Raw genomic sequence first — 17007 nt, forward strand, 5'->3', positions numbered from 1 at the left:
TTTTTGCTCCTGTTGAAAAACCGAATGTCAAATCGTCACGCGCTGCGCGCCACGTAATGGCCTGGCGCGATCTCCTCCCGGGCGAGAAGCACCGGTTCGTTGCCGACAGCCCGGACCGGGCTTGGAATGTCGCCCTCGATCATCGCCAGCGGCTTGCGGCGGCGCGGATCGGCGACCGGCACGGCTGAAAGAAGCCGGCGCGTATAGTCGTGAGACGGCGTTTCGAAGATCTGGCGGCGATTGCCGAATTCCATGATCTGCCCGAGATAGAGCACCGCCACCCGGTGGCTCATCTTCTCAACCACGGCCATGTCATGGCTGATGAAGAGGTAGGCGAGGCCGCGCTCTTCCTGCAGGTCCATGAACAGGTTGATGATCTGCGCCTGGATCGAGACATCGAGTGCGGAAAGCGCCTCGTCGGCGATGATCAGCTTCGGTTTCGAGGCGAGCGCGCGGGCGATGCAGACGCGCTGTCGCTGGCCGCCGGAAAACTCGTGCGGATAACGACGGGCATGCGCGGAGGTGAGGCCGACCCGCTCGAGCAGCGCATCGACGGTTTTTGCGATCTCCTTCTCGCTGTCGAGAAGGCCGTGGGTGCGGATCGGCTCGGCGACCGAGAAGCCGACCGTCTTGCGCGGATCGAGCGAGGCGAACGGATCCTGGAAGATATATTGCACATCCCGGCGCAGGTTGTGGCGCTCGGTCATGCTCATCGCCGACAGTGGCTTGCCTGAGAAGGTGATATTGCCGGCAGTTGCCTTCTGAAGCTGCTGGATGGTGCGGCCGATCGTCGACTTGCCCGATCCGGATTCGCCGACCAGCGCCAGCGTCTCACCCGGATGGATGTCGAAAGAGACTTTTTCCACGGCATGGACGCGGTGTGTGACCTTGCCGAGCAGGCCCTTCTTGATGTCGAAGCGCACCACGAGATCGCGCACCGACAAGAGCGGAGCGGCATCGTAGCGGGCGGTATTCTGGATGCGCTCGACACCCGACAGCTTCGGCTCTCCGTCTTCGAGCACGGTCAGCGGCAGGCGCTTGGGAAACTCTTCGCCGGTCATGCTGCCGAGCTTCGGCACGGCTGCGAGCAGCGTGCGCGTATAGGCATTGGTCGGCCGTTCGAAAATGTCGAGCGCCTTGCCCTTCTCCACCGCCTTGCCTTTCCACATCACCACAACGTCGTCGGCCATCTCGGCGACGACGCCCATGTCATGGGTGATGAAGATGACGGCGGCGCCGAGTTCCTTCTGCAGGTCGCGCAGGATATTGAGGATCTGTGCCTGGATGGTGACGTCGAGCGCCGTGGTCGGCTCGTCGGCGATCAACAGCCGCGGCCGGCAGGCGAGTGCCATGGCGATCATCACTCGTTGGCGCATGCCGCCGGATAGCTGGTGCGGATAACGGGTCAGGAGTTCCGCCGCATCCGGCAGGCGCACCATGTCGAGCAGGCGCTTCGCTTCGGCGAGCGCTGCGCTGTTCGACTTGCCCTCATGCAGCTTCAGGATTTCGGCCACCTGGTCGCCGATCGTGAAGACCGGGTTCAGGGAGGTCATCGGCTCCTGGAAGATCATCGAGATCTCCTTGCCGCGAATGCTGCGCATCCTCTTCTGGTCGAGCTTCAGCAGGTCGATCTCGCCGCCTGCGGTCTGGAACAGGATGCGTCCGGTCGGATAGTTGGCGCCGAGCATGTCGGCAAGCCGCATGATCGACAGCGAGGTCACCGACTTGCCCGAACCGGACTCGCCGACGATCGCGACCGTCTGGCCGGCTGAGATGGAGAAACTCAGGTTCTCGATGACGCGGGAGGCGCCGAACTCGACCGACAGGTCGTCCACGGCCAGAAGAGGGGTGGAGGCGGTTGGCGTCACGCGGGGAGCTCCCTACCGATTGCGGCGGCGCAGGGCGCCTGATTGAAGGCATGGCCAGCGGAATTCACGAGATGCTCGTGACGTCTGGCATGGCGGCTGCTGGCAGCCACTCCCATCGGTACCCGCTTGCTTTCCCGTCTATGGCGGCTCCGAATTTCTTTCGGTCTTTCCGTCAACTGCCTCATCCCTGCCTTGATAAGAATATGTCATCACTTTGTCGACAATTTGTCAACGGCGCAACGAGCTGATATTCCCACCGGTCGGATGGCGAAGGTTCAGATGGTCTCTACCCGGGCAGTTTCACTTGTTTCCGCCCCGTTGAAGGTCCCCGGCCTAGCGGAAATGCAGGACAACCGGCGTATCGTCGAACGTTTCCACCCGCATCTCGAAACCGAAGATGGCTTGCAGGGTGTTAGGCGTCAGCAAGTCGGACGGCGTGCCATCGGCGACAATCCGGCCGGATTTCATTGCGACGATCCGGTCGGCATGGGCACCCGCCTGGTTGATGTCGTGCAGCACGATGACGATGGTCTTTCCGTTTTCGTCGGCGATCCTGCGGAGCGAACGCATCAGTTCACGGGCGAAATACATGTCGAGATTGTTGAGCGGTTCGTCGAGCAGCAGATAGTCCGTCCCCTGGGCGAATGCCATCGCCACCAGGGCTCGCTGCCGCTGGCCGCCGGAAAGGGTTTCGATGAAGCGGTCGGAAAGATCCGTCAGGTCGAACTGCTGCAGCGACTGGTCGATGATGGCGTAATCGTCAGGCGTCAGGCGTCCGCGTCCATGCGGAAAACGGCCGAAGCCCACGAGTTCGCGCACGCGCAGCCGGCTGGTGACGATCGAGTCCTGCCGCAAGATGGCGAGAATCCGGGCGAGATCGCGGTTCGGTGTCGTGTCTACGGGGAAGCCGTCGACACTGATCCTCCCGGCCTGCAACGGCTGCAGCCTGGCGATGAGCGACAGGAGCGAGGACTTGCCTGCGCCGTTCGGGCCGACCAGAGCGGTGATGCCGCCCTTCGGGATCGTCAGCGAAATGTCCTGGAGGACCTGCGTCTGGCCGTGCCGCAGCGAGACGTTTTCTATCCGGATCATTTGCGGCTCCCGAAAACGAGCAGAACAAGGAAGGCGAAGCCGCCGACGAACTCGATGACGATGCCGAGTGTCGAACTGCTGCCCAGCGCATGCTGAAACAGCGTCTGTCCGCCGACGAGGATGATGACGGCCGTCAACATGGCGGCCGGCATCAGAGCCGCGTGGTTCCGCGTATCGACGATGCGTTCGGCAAGCGCCACGACCAGCAGGCCGAAAAACGCGACAGGGCCTACCAGCGCCGTCGAAACGGCGACAAGTGCCGAGACGAGCAGCAGCAGACCGGTGACGGTGCGCGACCAGCTGATCCCGAGCCCGGTCGCCGTATCTGCGCCGAGTGCGATGACATCGAGCACATGCCGGGCTCTCCAGGCGATCACGATGCCGGCGATTGTCAGGATGGCGGCAAAGGCGAGAAGATCGGTGCGGACGTCGTTGAAGTTGGTGAAACTCGCGCCCTGGACGACGGCGAAGTCATTGGGACCGATCAGGCGTGCCAGCAGGGAATGCAGGCTGCGGAACAGGATGCCGAAGATGATGCCGGCGAGCAGCATCAGACCCATGTCGGTGCGGCGGCGGAGCATCGGCAGGAGGAGGCCCGTTGCCAGTGCCATCAGCACGACAATCTCGCCGCCGAATTTCAGCTGCGCGTCGAGCGCCGCATAACCGAGCCCGCCGAGCAGGAAGACGAGCAGCATCTGGCCGAACAGGTAAAGCGCGTCGAGACCCATGATCGACGGCGTCAGGATACGGTTGTTGGTGACGGTCTGAAAGATCACCGTCGAGACGGCGATCGACACGCTCACCTGCAGAAGGGCGGCAAGCTTCATGGCGCGCAGGGCGAGCACGAAGCCGATATTGCCGCGCAGCCCGATCGTCATGAAGGCAACGATGCAGAAGAGGGCCGCCCCGGCAAGACAGAGAAGCCGGCGATCGGGCATGTGCCGGCGCTCAGACATGGGAAGGCCGCCGGAACAGAAGCCAGAGGAAGATCAGCCCGCCGACGCAACCCATCATGGTTCCGACCGGAATTTCGTAAGGATAGCGGAGCAGCCGTCCGAGAATGTCGCAGCCGAGCACCAGGATCGCGCCGCTGGCGGCCACGAAAGGCAGCGTGCCGCGCATATTGTCGCCCATCAGCCGGGAGACGATGTTCGGCACCACGAGGCCTACGAAGGGGATCATGCCGACGACCACGACGCTTAAGGCCGAAATGACGGAGACGATGACCAGCCCGAGCTGCAGCATGCGCGCATAGTCAAGGCCGAGCCCGATGCTGGCATCGCGGCCGAGCGCCATGATCGTCAGCCGGTCGGCGACGATCCAGGCGATCACCACCATCAGTGCCCCGAGCCATAGGAGTTCGTAACGGCCGCGCAGGACGCCGGAAAAGTCGCCATTGGTCCAGACCGAGAGATATTGCAAAAGGTCGGCCTGCCAGGCGACAAAGGTGACTGCCGCGCCGATGACGCCGCCAAAGACGAGCCCGAAGAGCGGCACGAGGAAGGGCTGCGTCGGCGGAAGCCGGTGCGCCGTCATCAGGAAGAGCGAGGTCCCGAGAAGAGCGACGGCACTCGCCGCAAGGCTTTTGAACAGAAGGCTGGCGGAGGGAAGGAGCAGGGTGACAAGCAGGATCCCAAGTTCGGCGCTCTGCGCCGTTCCGGCGGTGGAGGGCTCCACATAGCGGTTGCGGGCAAGCGTCTGCATGATGAGCCCGGCGATCGCCAGGCCGGCGCCGGCGAGGATCGCCGCGAGTGTGCGGGGCAGGCGGCTGACGAGCAGGAGTTCCAGCGCCCGCCCGTCAGAGAACAGCCGGGTGATCGGCAGGTCGCCGATCCCGACACAAAGGCTGAAAACAAAAAGGATCGCAAGCACCAGGCCGGCGATCCACCCCGTTTTCGACGATTGCTTGGCGGCGGCAATGCTCATCGGGCGGCGGTGAACGCCTCAGCGACGGTCGCGACGACACGCTGTATCGACTGCACCCCGCCGGCGGCGATGTAGAATTCTGCGGCCGGCAGATAGATCACCTGGTTCTTCTTCCAGGCTGTCGTCTTGGCGACCAGTTCGTTGTCGAGCGTCGTCTTGGCGCCCTGTTCGCCGGAACCGATTGCGGCGGCGCGGTCGAGCACCAGAAGCCAGTCGGGATTTGCCTTGGCGATGAACTCGAAGGAGATCGCTTCGCCGTGATTGGCGGCTTCGATGCCGGGCACCGCCGCTGGCAGGTTCAGCGCGGCATGCACCCAGCCGAAGCGCGAGCCGGGACCATAGGCGGTGACCTTCGGCCCGTTGGTCATGATGATCAGGCCGTTGCCCTTGCCGGCAATTGCTGCCTTGGCGGCCTCTATCCGGGCATCCAGTTCCTTTACGGCGGAAGCGGCCTCCTCCGTCTTGCCGAAGAGCGTACCATAGGTAGCCAACCGCTCCTTGGCCTGGGCAACGAGGTCGTCGCCATCCATGGTCATGTCGATGGTCTGCGCAACCTGCGCGGTCGCCGAAGCCTTGGTCGAGGAGCGGCCGCCGACGATGATCAGGTCCGGACCGAGCGCGCTGAGAGCCTCGAGATCGGGCTCGAAGAGATCTCCGACGACTTCCGCGCCCTGTTTCAGACGCTCCAGTTGCGGGAGGTATAGTTTCTGCGGAACGCCGGCTGGCTTGATGCCGAGGCGATCGAGCGTATCGAGCGCCGCGATATCCAGGACCGCGATCTTGGCGGGTGAGGCGGCGACCTGCACCGGACCCTTGGCAGTCAGGATATCCACCGCTTGCGCGGGGAGGGCTGAAAAAGCAAAAGCGGCAAAAGCCGCGATCGTCCTCAAATTCATTCTCTCACCATGTCTTGACCCGTCGGCAGGATGCTCGATCGGGCCTCAGGCGGCCCGATCGGGTCTCTGCCATTGCAGGGCCTCCAGATTTTCACGGAAGGCGAAGCGCACCAGATGCCTCTCGATCACCGATTCCGTTTCCGTCAGCTGTTCCTCGTCGGTTGCGGTCGCGAGGATCCTGAGGCCGCCGTCATCCGCATCGAGAATGGCGGTGCCGCAGGCAAAGCGGCACTCCCCATGGGTCTCGGAATAGGAGACGTCGATCTTGTGAGCGAAATGCTTGCACAACTGGACGAGGTATTTTCCGCCGTGCTCGGTGCGCCATTCCGTAGTCGCCTGTAACAAAGCCCTCTCCTTAAGATGACTGCTGCTCTCCACTTATCTCACCCCTGCTGCGGCGGCAACCGGGAACGCGGTTGCCGCACGGTCATGTGAACGGATGATCATGTTCTTCAGAACGTCGCCTTGGCAGTCAGGAGGAAGCTGCGGCCCGGCTCATAGAGGGGTCTGACGGTTCCAAATTCCTGACCGTAAGTGGCGCGGTCCGCATAGGTCTCGTCGAAGACGTTCTGGACCTCGGCGCGGAAGGTGAAGTTTGGCAGAGCCTCGGGCTTCCATTCGGCGAAGGCGTTGACCACCTCATAGGCCTTGTAGGCCGGGGCATTGCCGGCGACATGGTCATATTTAGGGGCGATCTCGATATCGCCGCCGATCGTCAGGCCCCAGCCGACGAATGTATGGGCGGCCGTGATGGTGATGATGTCGCCAACCGGCGTGGCGAGATAGTTGCCGGTATCAGAGTCGGCAGGAACGCCGTCGATATCCACTCGAATATGAGCGTATTTGACCTTCACATAGCCATTCGCCCACTCATAGCCTGCGCCGAGTTCGAAGCCTTGTGATACCATGTCCCGTTCAATGATACCGCCTGTCGTGGGCGGGTTGTAGCGCACCGCACGCGCATTGTAGATGTCGGTCCGGAAAAGGCTTGCCTCTGCAGTGAAGCCTTCATATTCCGCCTCGAGCCCAACCATGTAGTTATTGGCGGAGACCGGTTCCGGCCCATCGGGACCGTAGGTCCAGGCTGGGTTCATGACGAAGTTTTCTGCCATCGGTATGCCGGCCCAGACATGCGAGAAGCCGGCCTTGGCGGTCAGTACGTCCGTCAGGTCGTATTCACCGGAGATATTGGCGCTCAGGCCGCCGTTGTCGTAATCCTGCCCACCGACACCGGTGAACCACTGATAGTCCGCTCGTCCGCCGAACGAAAGGCGGGTGCGGTCCCAGGGCTCCAGCCGTGCCTGTGCATAGAAGCCAACATTGCGCGCTTTTTCCTTCGACGAATCGACGTCGGCATCGAGATCCGCAATGTCGGAATAGAAGTCGACGCCTGCGACGATATTGCCGATATCGAAGGAGAACTTGTTCTCGAACTTCCCGTTGAAGCTGGTCGTATTGCCGGTGGCGTCATATTGATACCCCAGAGAGCTATAGACCGGCACGGTGACTTCCGAGCCGCTATAGGCAAGCACCACTTTCGGATCCCACCAACCTTCGGGCGAAGTATCCGTATAAGTGAAGACAAGGTTCTGGCGGTCGATCTCGTAATTGCGTGTCAGCGGTTCCCATGGCGGCCGGACGATATGGCCTGCATTGGCGCGGTAGGGGCGCAGCCCGTCGTCGCGGCTGCGGTCGTAACTGATCTCGAAGCGGTCGCCGCTCTCCGCTTCATAGGCGAGTTTGCCAAGGCCCGAAATCAGATCGGTTTCCGTGCCGGATACTTCTCTGCCATTGCCGCCGACGAAGTCGTCGCCTTTGGCAAAATTGAAATAGCCGAGGAACTCGAAGCCCTCACGCTTGCCGTAAGCGGAAAGCCCGGTCGTCACCGTATCGCTGTTGAAATTGTAGGTCGACGTGACGAAGCCGCCGAAGGATTTGCCGGGCGCCAGAAGGTCGATCGCATCCTTGGTCTCGTAGTTGATCGAGCCGGCGAGGGCGCCGGGACCGGCGTCGGCGGGCGCGATGCCGGCGTCCACGTCCACTGCCTTCAGCAGGCTCGGGTCGATCAGGTTGGTCGCGTTGTGATGGAAGACCTTGTTGTTCTGGCGTGCGCCGTCGATGCTGATGGCGAGATTGGTTTCCTCGACCCCATGGACATAGACCTTCTGCGACATGGGAAGCGAGCTGCCCACCTGTATGCCGGCCTGTTCCCGGAACACGTCCGCGAGGTCGGTCGGGTTGATGCGCTCGAGCTGCTCGGGTCCGATGACCGTTTCACCGACATCGCCTTCGGCACCCGGCTGGCCCTGCAGGACGATCGGCCTCAGCGTCGTGGCCCCTTCGGCCGGCACATCGCCGGACGCATTTGCGGGAGTGCCGATGACAGCCGTGCCGTTGGCGATCCTGTAGTTCACGCCCGTCCCTGCGAGCATGCGGGCGAGCGCCTGATCCGGCGTGAGATTGCCGCTGACGGCCTGCGCGGCGACACCGCGGGAAGTCGAGGCAGCCAGCGTCACCTGAAGGCCGGACTGGCGGCCGAAGGCATTGAGAGCCGAAGCAAGCGGCTGAGCCGGGATATTGAAGCTGCGCGTCGCCGTCTGGGCGAGGGCCGGGGACGCAAAGATCGCGCTTCCGCCAATCGCGGCTGCTGCGACCGTTGTCATCAAGCTCAGTGCAAAAGCGTTCCGCTTGCCCTTTGCCCCCACGCCACGCACTACTCCACTCACCGGCAAAATCATCCGCCCCGTCTCCTGCTACACTGTGTTCGCCAAGGCCCCCCGGCCTGCGCTTCAGGGTAAAGACGACTGCGCCCGGCGCTTTTTTCACCGCATCGCAAAAATTTTCAGGAAATTTTAACGGCCTAGAAAAGCGCAAGCACCCTGAGATAGGGGGAGATGTGGTGCACCCTGCCGCCATAAGGCTGGACCAGCGCTTCGAGGGCCCGATCAGGATCGGAGAGATCGTAGAGGCCGGTGACGCGCCGATTGGCGAGATCGTCGCTCGGGATGCTGATCCACGCGGAATGATAGCGCTGCAGTTCCTCGACGACCGAGGCGACGGTCACGTCGTTGACGAACAGCCGCCCGTTTCGCCAGGCCGCCATGTCTTCCGGCGCCAATCTTGCTCGCGACACCCGGCCATCGGTGTTGCTGACGGTCACGGAATCGCCGGGAGAAAGCTCGAAGGCGCGCGCCGCGCCGTCGATCGTGAGGCCGACCACCCCGCGAACCAGTTCCACCGTCGTATTTTCGGGCTTGATATGGACATTGAACGCGGTGCCGAGCACGGTGACCTTCACGCCGGCTGCGGTGACGGTGAAGGGCCGCGCCGGATCGTGCTTGACGTCGAAGAAGGCTTCGCCGGAAAGCAGCGTCACATGCCGTGCGCCGTTGGCGAAATCCGCATCGATCGCGCTTTCGGCGCCCAGTTCGACCGCGCTGCCGTCCTCGAGCGTGATCTTGCGCAGCTCGGCCGTTACGGTCCTGAAATCTGCCCGGTAGCGAATGAAGAGGGAGGGGCCGGCCAACGCCAGCACAAGACAGGCCGCCAGCGCGAGCGCCGTGCCCACACTCCAGACGCGCCGTCGGTGGCGAGCGGCAAGCATTTTCGCTTGGCCGGCCGGCCTCCAGAGGTCTTCGTGGATGGGCGTCGTCTCGCCCATCAGCTCCCAGGTCTTGCAGGCTTTCGTCCAGGCATCGCGATTTGCAGGCGACCGGTTGAACCAGAGGCTGAAATCGCGCTCGTCGGCGGCTGTACGATGTGGTTCGCGCAGGCGCAGGAACCAGTCCATCGCCTCCTCCAGAATGCTCTCGTCCGTTTTGTCGTGCCCTGCCAAGTCTCAACCTGCTTCGGATGTCTTGCGATCTCTATCCGAAATTCCCCTTCTTGCGTAGGAACGATTGGCTGCTCCGGATTTTTCGCATGTGTGGAGATATTCAGGCGGTTTTCCTGTCGAGCGCGGTGGCGATCTTGACCATGGCGGTCCGCACGTGACGATGGGCGGTGGCGACGGAGATGCCCAGGTGGTCGGCTACGCCTTCGAGCGTATGGCCACCGAACCGGTACATTTCGACAGCAATCCGGATCTCGCTTGGAAGCGCGTCGAGTGCCGCCGCCGCCACACGCACTTCGTCGCAGAACATCGCCGTCTGTTCCGGATTGTCGGCGGCTTGTGGAATGGTCCAGAAGGGCGGGTCTTCGGCATGGCCACGATACTCGATCTTGCGGCGCTTCAGGACGTCGAAGGAGAGATTGCGGACGATGCGATAGAGATAGGCCAGTCCCTGGCGCGCCGATTCGCCGGGCGTCTTCCCCGGCGCGAAACGCAGATAGGCTTCCTGCACGATATCCTCGGCCGCCTCCCGGGAACCCAGGATCCGAGCGGCATAGTCGACCAGCGCCGAGCGGTGGGCGAGATAGAGGCTGTGACGACTTTCAGCTTCCAAGGTCATAGGGTCAGAGTATCTGAGCTCGTCTAATATGCTGACCCGGTGCTCGCCACGAGATGCAACGGATGGGTCGATGATATGAATGACATGGTTGGACTACCTATCATGCGACGCATATCTACCATCAAAAACTTGAATGCAATAGTCATATTATGATGACGGCAGCAAAGGCCGGGCTGCCTTTGCTGCCGTCCTCAGTCCCTCCCACCCGTCGCGACACTCTGGGAGAAGCGAAGCGGCGAGATATATGTACGTTTCAGCCCTATCCGGCCGCTCTTCTAAGTCTCGGGGCGGTGAGCGGTAGATTTTGGTCGCACCAATCGGAAAAGACCTCGCCAAGCCTGTTCTTCAGGTTGCGTTCCAGCCGGTCGGCCTCGTCAAGGCGCTCGAAGACTGCACCGGCCTGGTTCCGGTCGCCAGTCTGGCCGAGCTTCATGCAGGCGTAATGCAGATTCTTCAGCGATTGGACGAGCGCTTCGATCTCCTCGCACCAGGTTTCGAATTCGGCGGATGGCAGTTTCAGGGCGCGCCAGAAGAAAGCGAAACCGTGCTCATAGGCATATTTGCGGATGGTGATCACCGGCAGTTCACGAACCGCCGATGCCAGGTTCGCCAGCTGCAGTCCATTGCGGCCCTCGATATGGGCCGTGACGATGTCGCGTACGGCATCGGAGAGCGGATTGCGGTCAGCAACGAAGCAGGCCTCGAAATAATCCCTGAGATCTTCCGGCGCCGGATTGCGTGCCTGTGCGTTGTCGAAGACGTAACCACCGCCGACCGTCGGCTGCATGATCGCGTGGATCCCCTTTTCCCGCTCGATTTCGCCTTCCCAACGATAATCGGGATCATGCACGAACCATTTGTCCGGGTCGGCGGTCTTCTGCAGCATCAGGTAATGCGGGAAGGGGTTCTGGTTGAATTTGTTCTCGCGCTCGGGAAGGTGGAACATGTCGAGCATGACCATGACCGAGCCGGTCTCCGGGCGGCTGTCGACGAGGTCGAAAAGCGTGGCGAGGTTGTCGCTCTTCGATTTCGCCGGGTCGTACCACTCCCGGACCTGGACCTGGTAGAGCCGCTGGAACCAGTCGCGGAAGAAGTCCTGGGTAATCTCCGGCGAATGATAGAGGAGCTGAAAGCTTTCGCTGACGGTGAACCGCGCATCCCAGACCCCGAAATAGAAGGGCCGCTGGTCGAGCCCCTGCCGTTTCAGGCCGTCGCAGACGCAGCTGACAAAGCAATGCACCTTGATGTCGTAATAGGCCTCACCGTGGACCCCCTCATCTGCGGTCCCGCCCGTCATCGGGAATGACGGAATGATGGCCTTCGGCACATAGAGCGCCACGAGGTCCGCAACCGTGTCGAGTTCCTGCCGCGCGATCGCCTCTTCCGGCATGGCAAGGCCGTATTCCAGCTCGATATTGAGGAAGATCTGCAGGATCAGAACGGAATCGAGATAAAGATCCTCGTTGAGGCGGGCTTCCGGTGCGAAGCCACGCATATGCGGATGGGCCATGTGCTCGGAAAGCACGGCCCGGACGGCTTCGAGAATATCTTCACGGGTCATGAGGCAACTCCTGCTTCGGGGCCTGCGAACTCGCCGGCCGCGTGACGGGCCGCGACCTCGCGGCGGCTGATCTTGCCGTTCGCCTGGCGGGGGACTTCTGTGACCTGGATCATTTCCATCGGCAATTGGTGGCTGGCGAGATGGCGGCTGCACCATGCGCGGATATCCTGCGGTGCCACCGGCTGATTGGCGCTGTAGAGCAGGGCCACGCGTTCGCCGGCAAAACGGTCGCTCCTGCGGAAGGCGACGGCGTCGGTAACGCCAGGCATCGCCATCACCGCGTCCTCCACGTCACCGGGATAGACGTTGAGCCCCGACACGTTGATCATGTCGTCCATGCGCGACACGAAGACCAGCATGCCGTCCGCGCGGCGGTAGCCGACGTCGCGGGTGTGGATTGCCGCGCCGCCATCGCTCCGGACGACGATCTCGCCGGTATCGTCAGAGCCCGTTCCGGTCTCGGCCGTCAGGTGCGGCAGGACGAAACCCATGTCGCCTGCGGCCCGCATGTCAGGGTTGATGGCGATGCAGCCGGATTCCGAGCAGCCATATTGCTGGAAGAGATGCTCGCTCCTTGCGCGGATCTGCACGAACCACGGATCGGGAAGCAGTGTGCCGGAGGTCATCGCCGCATGAAGCTTTTCCCCCTCGGGCAAAAGCCGCGAGAGCGTATGGAGGATCGCCGGGGAGGAATAGAGGAGCGGTCGCTCGGTTTCGCGCAGCACTTTCAGGAGATATTTCGGATTGGCGGTCTCGACGATGACGGGGACCTGGCCGCGTTTGAGGGCCACGAGAATCCCGCAGATCAGCCCGTAGGAATGGGTGGTCGGGCAGGCGATCACCGGCGTCATGCCTTCGGGTTCGCGGAAGGTCGCGACATAGCTTTCGACCTCCCGGTCGATTTCGGCCCACGGCCGGGCGATGCATTTTGCTGCCCCGGTCGTTCCCGAACTCATGTGCAGCAGCCGACCCGGCTTTGGCGCCTCTTGCTTCGGGTCGAGCACTTCGGCCGTCAGGCTGTTGTAGAAAAGCCGGTCGCAGTTGGCCGTGATCGCCAGTTTTCGGGCGGCGGCATAGGGCGTGCCGGGATGGATCGGCAGGACGCTTGCGCCGGCCTTGCGGATGGCGAAGAACAGGGACAGCCACTGGGTCGTCTCGCTGAAGCAGACCGCGTAGCGTCCGCTGTCGTTTTCAGCAAGGCCGATCTGCGCGGCGATGCGTCGCGATGTTTCGTCGAAATAGGCGTGATCGTAGAGCCGTCCATCGATCTGGATCATGGTTTTCTCCTTCGTTCAGACGTCCTGGCAGCCAGGGCATTCGGCACCTCGTGGTGATATTCCGGCTTCAGCGCGAGGAGCTTTCGGGTGATCAGGGATTCGGTGAGGATGAGCGCGCGGTCATGTCCCAGCAGCGATTGCCGGTGCTGCATATCCTGCTCTTGCGCATAGGACGTGAGTAGGCTTTCGACCCGCTGCCAGAAGCGGAATTCCGGAAGTCCGTAACAGACGTCGAGAAGATGCGAGATCTCCGCCAGGTTGAACACGAACAGCGTGTCCATCACGAGTTCCCGCAGGGAATCGAGATTGTCCGTCCAGTAATACTGATCCGGTTCCGCATGGCGGTAGAGCGGGTTCAGCGCAGCGAAATCCGGAGCTCTCTTCGGCTCGCGCAGAAAATCGGGCACAAATTCCACGCTCTCGTGGAAATCGCGCAGGATAAGCCGCACCGGCCAGCCGTCCCGGTGGACGAGCAGCATATTCTGGCCGTGGGCTTCAACGGCGATCCCGTGGCCGACAAGGAGGTGCCAGACAGGCAGAACGGCGACCTCCAGAAGCCGGTTCATCCATGGCATGAGGCCGAAACGGTCGATCCACTTATCCGCAAAGGGCTTTCCGTCCGCTTCGACCATCATCAGGGCGTTGAACGGGATGATTGCCTCGCCGGGCGACAGCGTCGCCTCGGCGTTCTCCCGCCAGATCGCGCCCAGCTGGCCGGCCAGAGGGCCTCCGGCGTCGGCGATGACCCCGGCATATTCCTGCAGGATGGTGAGGGGAAATTCCCGGCCAAACAACGAATCGTCGCGGACGATGCCGGCGATCCAGGCAGACAGCACCGGCGCCGTGCAGACCGAATGCGGCTCCAGCGTCCTGCGAGACGAGGTGTTGATGATGTTGAGCGGCAGCTTGATGCTCGCTGCGAGCGGCCGGTCGACATTGAACAGGGACCGAATCGATTGGCTCGCCACGTAACGATCTCCCGCAGGGCCGAGGTAATGCGCCTCTCCCGCGGCGATCCACCCCGCGCGCATGGTGTCGCCAAGGTCTTTCCATTGCCACGGGTGCAGCGGCACCAGCCCGAAATCCCCGGCCGGCAAGCCAAGCTGTTTCCGCCTCGCCTCCAGGATTGTCCACGTCTCGTCGCCGAGTTCGGTGCGCCAGAAGGCGTCTCTGCTACCCGGAAGCGCCTCGGCGAGATGTTTTTGCGCGATGAGCAGCCAGACGAGCTGGAATGGCTGCCCGGCTTCCGGCCCGTAGGCGGCATGATCGGCAAACGAAAATCCGGTTCGGGCTCTGTAACAGGGATGGTACGGATGCCCTTCATCGACGGCACTTTCCAGTTCGACGAAGGAAAGGGCACGGCGGTTCTTCGGGGGCAGGTTCTGGTGGTTCCATTCGGAAAAGGCGATCGTCTGCTCCAGTTCGCCGAGCAGCTTGCCGCGTGTGATCCCGGTGCCGGGCAATGACGGGATGATCGTGCCGAGCGAGGCGCTTTCCCAATGGCCATCGAGGGCCCACATTTCCACCGATCCCTTCGTGATGCGGGCGCGTCCGAACGGGCCGATCGTGCCGCGGCACCGGAATTCCCGGCCACCGAGCATCCATTGAAATTGCGTCGCACCGCCACAGGCGCTTTCGCGCACCTCTATGACGCCCTCGAACAGCAGTGCCGCCACGAGCTGGCGGATGACGCGGTCGCGAGGTTCTCCCGCGGCTTCAAGAGGCAATGGCATGGCCGGTCCTCGGTGCTGCAAGCGCGATCGGAACCCTCAGCGGGTTCGGGATGGGCCGATACAGGGAATGCACGCCGCTCGACTGAAGCTCGTCGACATCGAAAAGCCGGGTCGTGAGATTGGCCTTCGACGTGATCGTCGGCAGATCGAGAACGTGCCTTGCAAAATCCCGGCCGCCGCCGGACATCGTTTCGGCGCAGTGTTCCAGATGCGCCCGCAGGGCAAAAAGAAGAACACCCTCGTCGCAAACTCCGTCATGGCCCATGCGGCTGATGACGGAAAAGACCTGGTTTACAATCAGGTAATAGGCGAACCGGTCACGGATTTCGGCATCCGCGAAATAGAGCGAGGCAATCGTTTCCGTTTCCGGGGCATGCCCGGCAAGCAGGCTGCGATAGCGCTCCGAAAGATAAAAGCCTTGGTTGTCGCGATAGTAGCTGGTGGCCGGATAACCCATGCTGATATCGAGGAGGGTGTTCTGCTGGTGGGCTTCGAGCGCCACCCCGTAATCGTCGTAGAGCCGGATCAATGGCTCCACGGCACAGCCAAGATAACGCCGGAACCATGCAAGCGCGGTGTTCGAAATACCGTCGCCGCCCCTGGCTGCGAGCTTGCGGATGGTCCGCTCCAGTCTCGACAGGTTGCCTGGAAGCGGGTCGGCGGTGAGGGCGGCGACCGTCACGACGCCCTGTGCCCTCGCGCCCTTGAATGGATTTTCGCGCAGGATGACTTCGAAACCGCTCTCCTCGCGACCCGGTATATCGAGGGTGATGTAGGCGGGGTCCTGGATGATGCGGAAATTTTTAGAACGCTCGGCAAAGCCGATGCCGTCTATCAGTTTCGCCATCGCTACCCCGGCTTCAAGCTCCGGCCGGCGATTGATGCGGACGGAATTGGTGATGCGCACGGGAAGCGAGAACTTCAGCATCCAATCGGAATACGGGCTGTAGACCGTGCGTACCGACGAGGTCGCGGTAAAGAGTGACCCGGCGGGACCGAGATGGCGCAGGCGGCCGTCGCGCTGCATCGCCTGGACACCCGGATCGAGAAGCAGCGCTTCGGCCTGCAGCGGATGCATGGGTATAAGGCACTCGTCCGGGTCGATGCCGAGATCGGCTCCGGACGCGCCAAGCTCGGAGCGGATGATCTCGTGCGCCTGCATCGTTCGCGCCGAAGCCTCGCGGACATGTTCTGTCCTGGCGGCAAAATACTGCAGCTGGAAGTGTCCGTGCAGTTCCGGGGCGTATCGCTCCTGCTGCCAGAATGTCATGCCCTGCCGGCTTTTCGGCGTCGGATGCTGCCAGTGGCCGAAGACGAGCGATTGTTCGGCCTCGATGAAATGTCCCTCGTCCGATGGCGCGGGAGAGGCTTTTTCGAGGTAGAGCGTCATCTGCTGGTAGCTGTCGAGAACACGCACCAGCAGCTCCAGTTCAAAGCTGCGCAGGGCATCGGTCCGGTCGTCCTCCATTTGCCGGTAGGCCTCCTGGAGGAGGAGATGCAGCGCCGACATCGGCTCGACCGCCCGCCAGGACATGTCGGACGCGGCGCGCGTCCACAACCTGCCGAAATGCTGCGGTCCGCAGACCGACGCGGAGACGATCTCTGCGCGCAAGAGGAGCTGCTGCTGCGGCAGTGGCCATTCGATGGCATCGACCGTCCCGCTCACGCTGCGGTGGACAATCCGGCTACCGGAACTGACCTCCCGCAGGTAGCAGTTCGCAAAACTCTGGAATGTCGCCGCTTCCGCGGTCTGTCTTGACGATTGCATATGTCTCCATCCCCATTGCGCAAGCCGACGGCCACGCAATGGCTTTCCAGTCAGCGTCCGGCGGCCGACAGCCTCTGCCGGTTTTCAGCCAGGCTTCCGCCGACAGTGATCTGGCTGCTGGGCGTGTTTTCTCTGGATTGCCGGCTGCAGCGCCGGGGCAGGGAACTGTTTGAGGTTGGGCCCCGTAGGAAGAGCAGGAGCCGAGCGTCCCGCTTTGCCGCGATGCAACGGGCTCGTTTCGGCCTGCGGTGCCTGAAGCTGTGATCTCATGGCGGCGAACCCGTTCCTGTCATCCGTTTTTGCGTGCCTTGCTCTTGCTGTGCAGGCGCTCGGCAACAAGGACGATCTGTCCGCACCTTTTTTTCACCGCTTTCAGAATTTTTGATCCGCGCCGGCAGACTCTGCTTTGATGATTATCCTGTGGGCGACAAAATC

The 17007-nt window shown here is 62.4% G+C and carries 13 protein-coding genes; all 13 read right to left on the bottom strand.

All coding sequences use genetic code 11. From position 1 onward, the window contains the following. Positions 1-35: 35 nt before the first annotated feature. The gene (locus C5J22_RS21455) at positions 36-1868 is read right to left on the bottom strand and encodes a dipeptide ABC transporter ATP-binding protein (protein WP_105439892.1); all 1833 of its coding nucleotides are present in this window, start codon (positions 1866-1868) and stop codon (positions 36-38) included. Between the two features lie 333 nt (positions 1869-2201). Then, complete coding sequence (locus C5J22_RS21460; protein WP_105439893.1) at positions 2202-2960, bottom strand: ABC transporter ATP-binding protein; 759 nt, start codon at positions 2958-2960, stop codon at positions 2202-2204. Then, positions 2957-3898: an iron chelate uptake ABC transporter family permease subunit gene (locus C5J22_RS21465; protein WP_105439894.1), complete on the bottom strand. Its 942-nt coding sequence runs from the start codon at positions 3896-3898 to the stop codon at positions 2957-2959. The genes C5J22_RS21460 and C5J22_RS21465 overlap by 4 nt, the downstream gene beginning before the upstream one ends. Positions 3899-3908: 10 nt before the next feature. Further along, positions 3909-4886: an ABC transporter permease gene (locus C5J22_RS21470; RefSeq protein WP_105439895.1), complete on the bottom strand. Its 978-nt coding sequence runs from the start codon at positions 4884-4886 to the stop codon at positions 3909-3911. Continuing rightward, positions 4883-5782, bottom strand: a complete 900-nt coding sequence (locus tag C5J22_RS21475; protein WP_105439896.1) for a siderophore ABC transporter substrate-binding protein — start codon at positions 5780-5782, stop codon at positions 4883-4885. Before C5J22_RS21475 ends, C5J22_RS21470 begins: the two co-directional genes overlap by 4 nt. Before the next feature lie 45 nt (positions 5783-5827). Continuing rightward, positions 5828-6127 carry a DUF2218 domain-containing protein gene (locus tag C5J22_RS21480; RefSeq protein WP_105439897.1) on the bottom strand — a complete coding sequence of 100 codons (300 nt, stop codon included), beginning with the start codon at positions 6125-6127 and terminating at the stop codon, positions 5828-5830. A 107-nt stretch (positions 6128-6234) separates the two neighbouring features. Beyond that, entirely contained in the window at positions 6235-8520 is a 2286-nt protein-coding gene (locus C5J22_RS21485; protein WP_105439898.1) for a TonB-dependent receptor, read from the bottom strand. Positions 8521-8642: 122 nt separating this feature from the next. After that, on the bottom strand, positions 8643-9617 hold the full coding sequence (locus C5J22_RS21490; RefSeq protein WP_172746739.1) for a FecR family protein: 975 nt from the start codon (positions 9615-9617) through the stop codon (positions 8643-8645). Between the two features lie 100 nt (positions 9618-9717). Then, entirely contained in the window at positions 9718-10233 is a 516-nt protein-coding gene (locus tag C5J22_RS21495; RefSeq protein WP_105439900.1) for a sigma-70 family RNA polymerase sigma factor, read from the bottom strand. A gap of 259 nt (positions 10234-10492) precedes the next feature. Further along, positions 10493-11794: a DUF6005 family protein gene (locus C5J22_RS21500; protein WP_105439901.1), complete on the bottom strand. Its 1302-nt coding sequence runs from the start codon at positions 11792-11794 to the stop codon at positions 10493-10495. Beyond that, complete coding sequence (locus tag C5J22_RS21505; protein ID WP_105439902.1) at positions 11791-13071, bottom strand: AMP-binding protein; 1281 nt, start codon at positions 13069-13071, stop codon at positions 11791-11793. The genes C5J22_RS21500 and C5J22_RS21505 overlap by 4 nt, the downstream gene beginning before the upstream one ends. Further along, positions 13068-14804, bottom strand: coding sequence for an IucA/IucC family siderophore biosynthesis protein (locus C5J22_RS21510; RefSeq protein WP_105439903.1), 1737 nt, complete (start codon positions 14802-14804; stop codon positions 13068-13070). The genes C5J22_RS21505 and C5J22_RS21510 overlap by 4 nt, the downstream gene beginning before the upstream one ends. Continuing rightward, on the bottom strand, positions 14788-16572 hold the full coding sequence (locus C5J22_RS21515) for an IucA/IucC family siderophore biosynthesis protein (RefSeq protein WP_105439904.1): 1785 nt from the start codon (positions 16570-16572) through the stop codon (positions 14788-14790). Before C5J22_RS21515 ends, C5J22_RS21510 begins: the two co-directional genes overlap by 17 nt. Positions 16573-17007: the final 435 nt, after the last annotated feature.

Source organism: Neorhizobium sp. T25_13 (assembly GCF_002968675.1).
In the GTDB taxonomy this organism is placed as follows: Bacteria; Pseudomonadota; Alphaproteobacteria; order Rhizobiales; family Rhizobiaceae; genus Neorhizobium; species Neorhizobium tomejilense.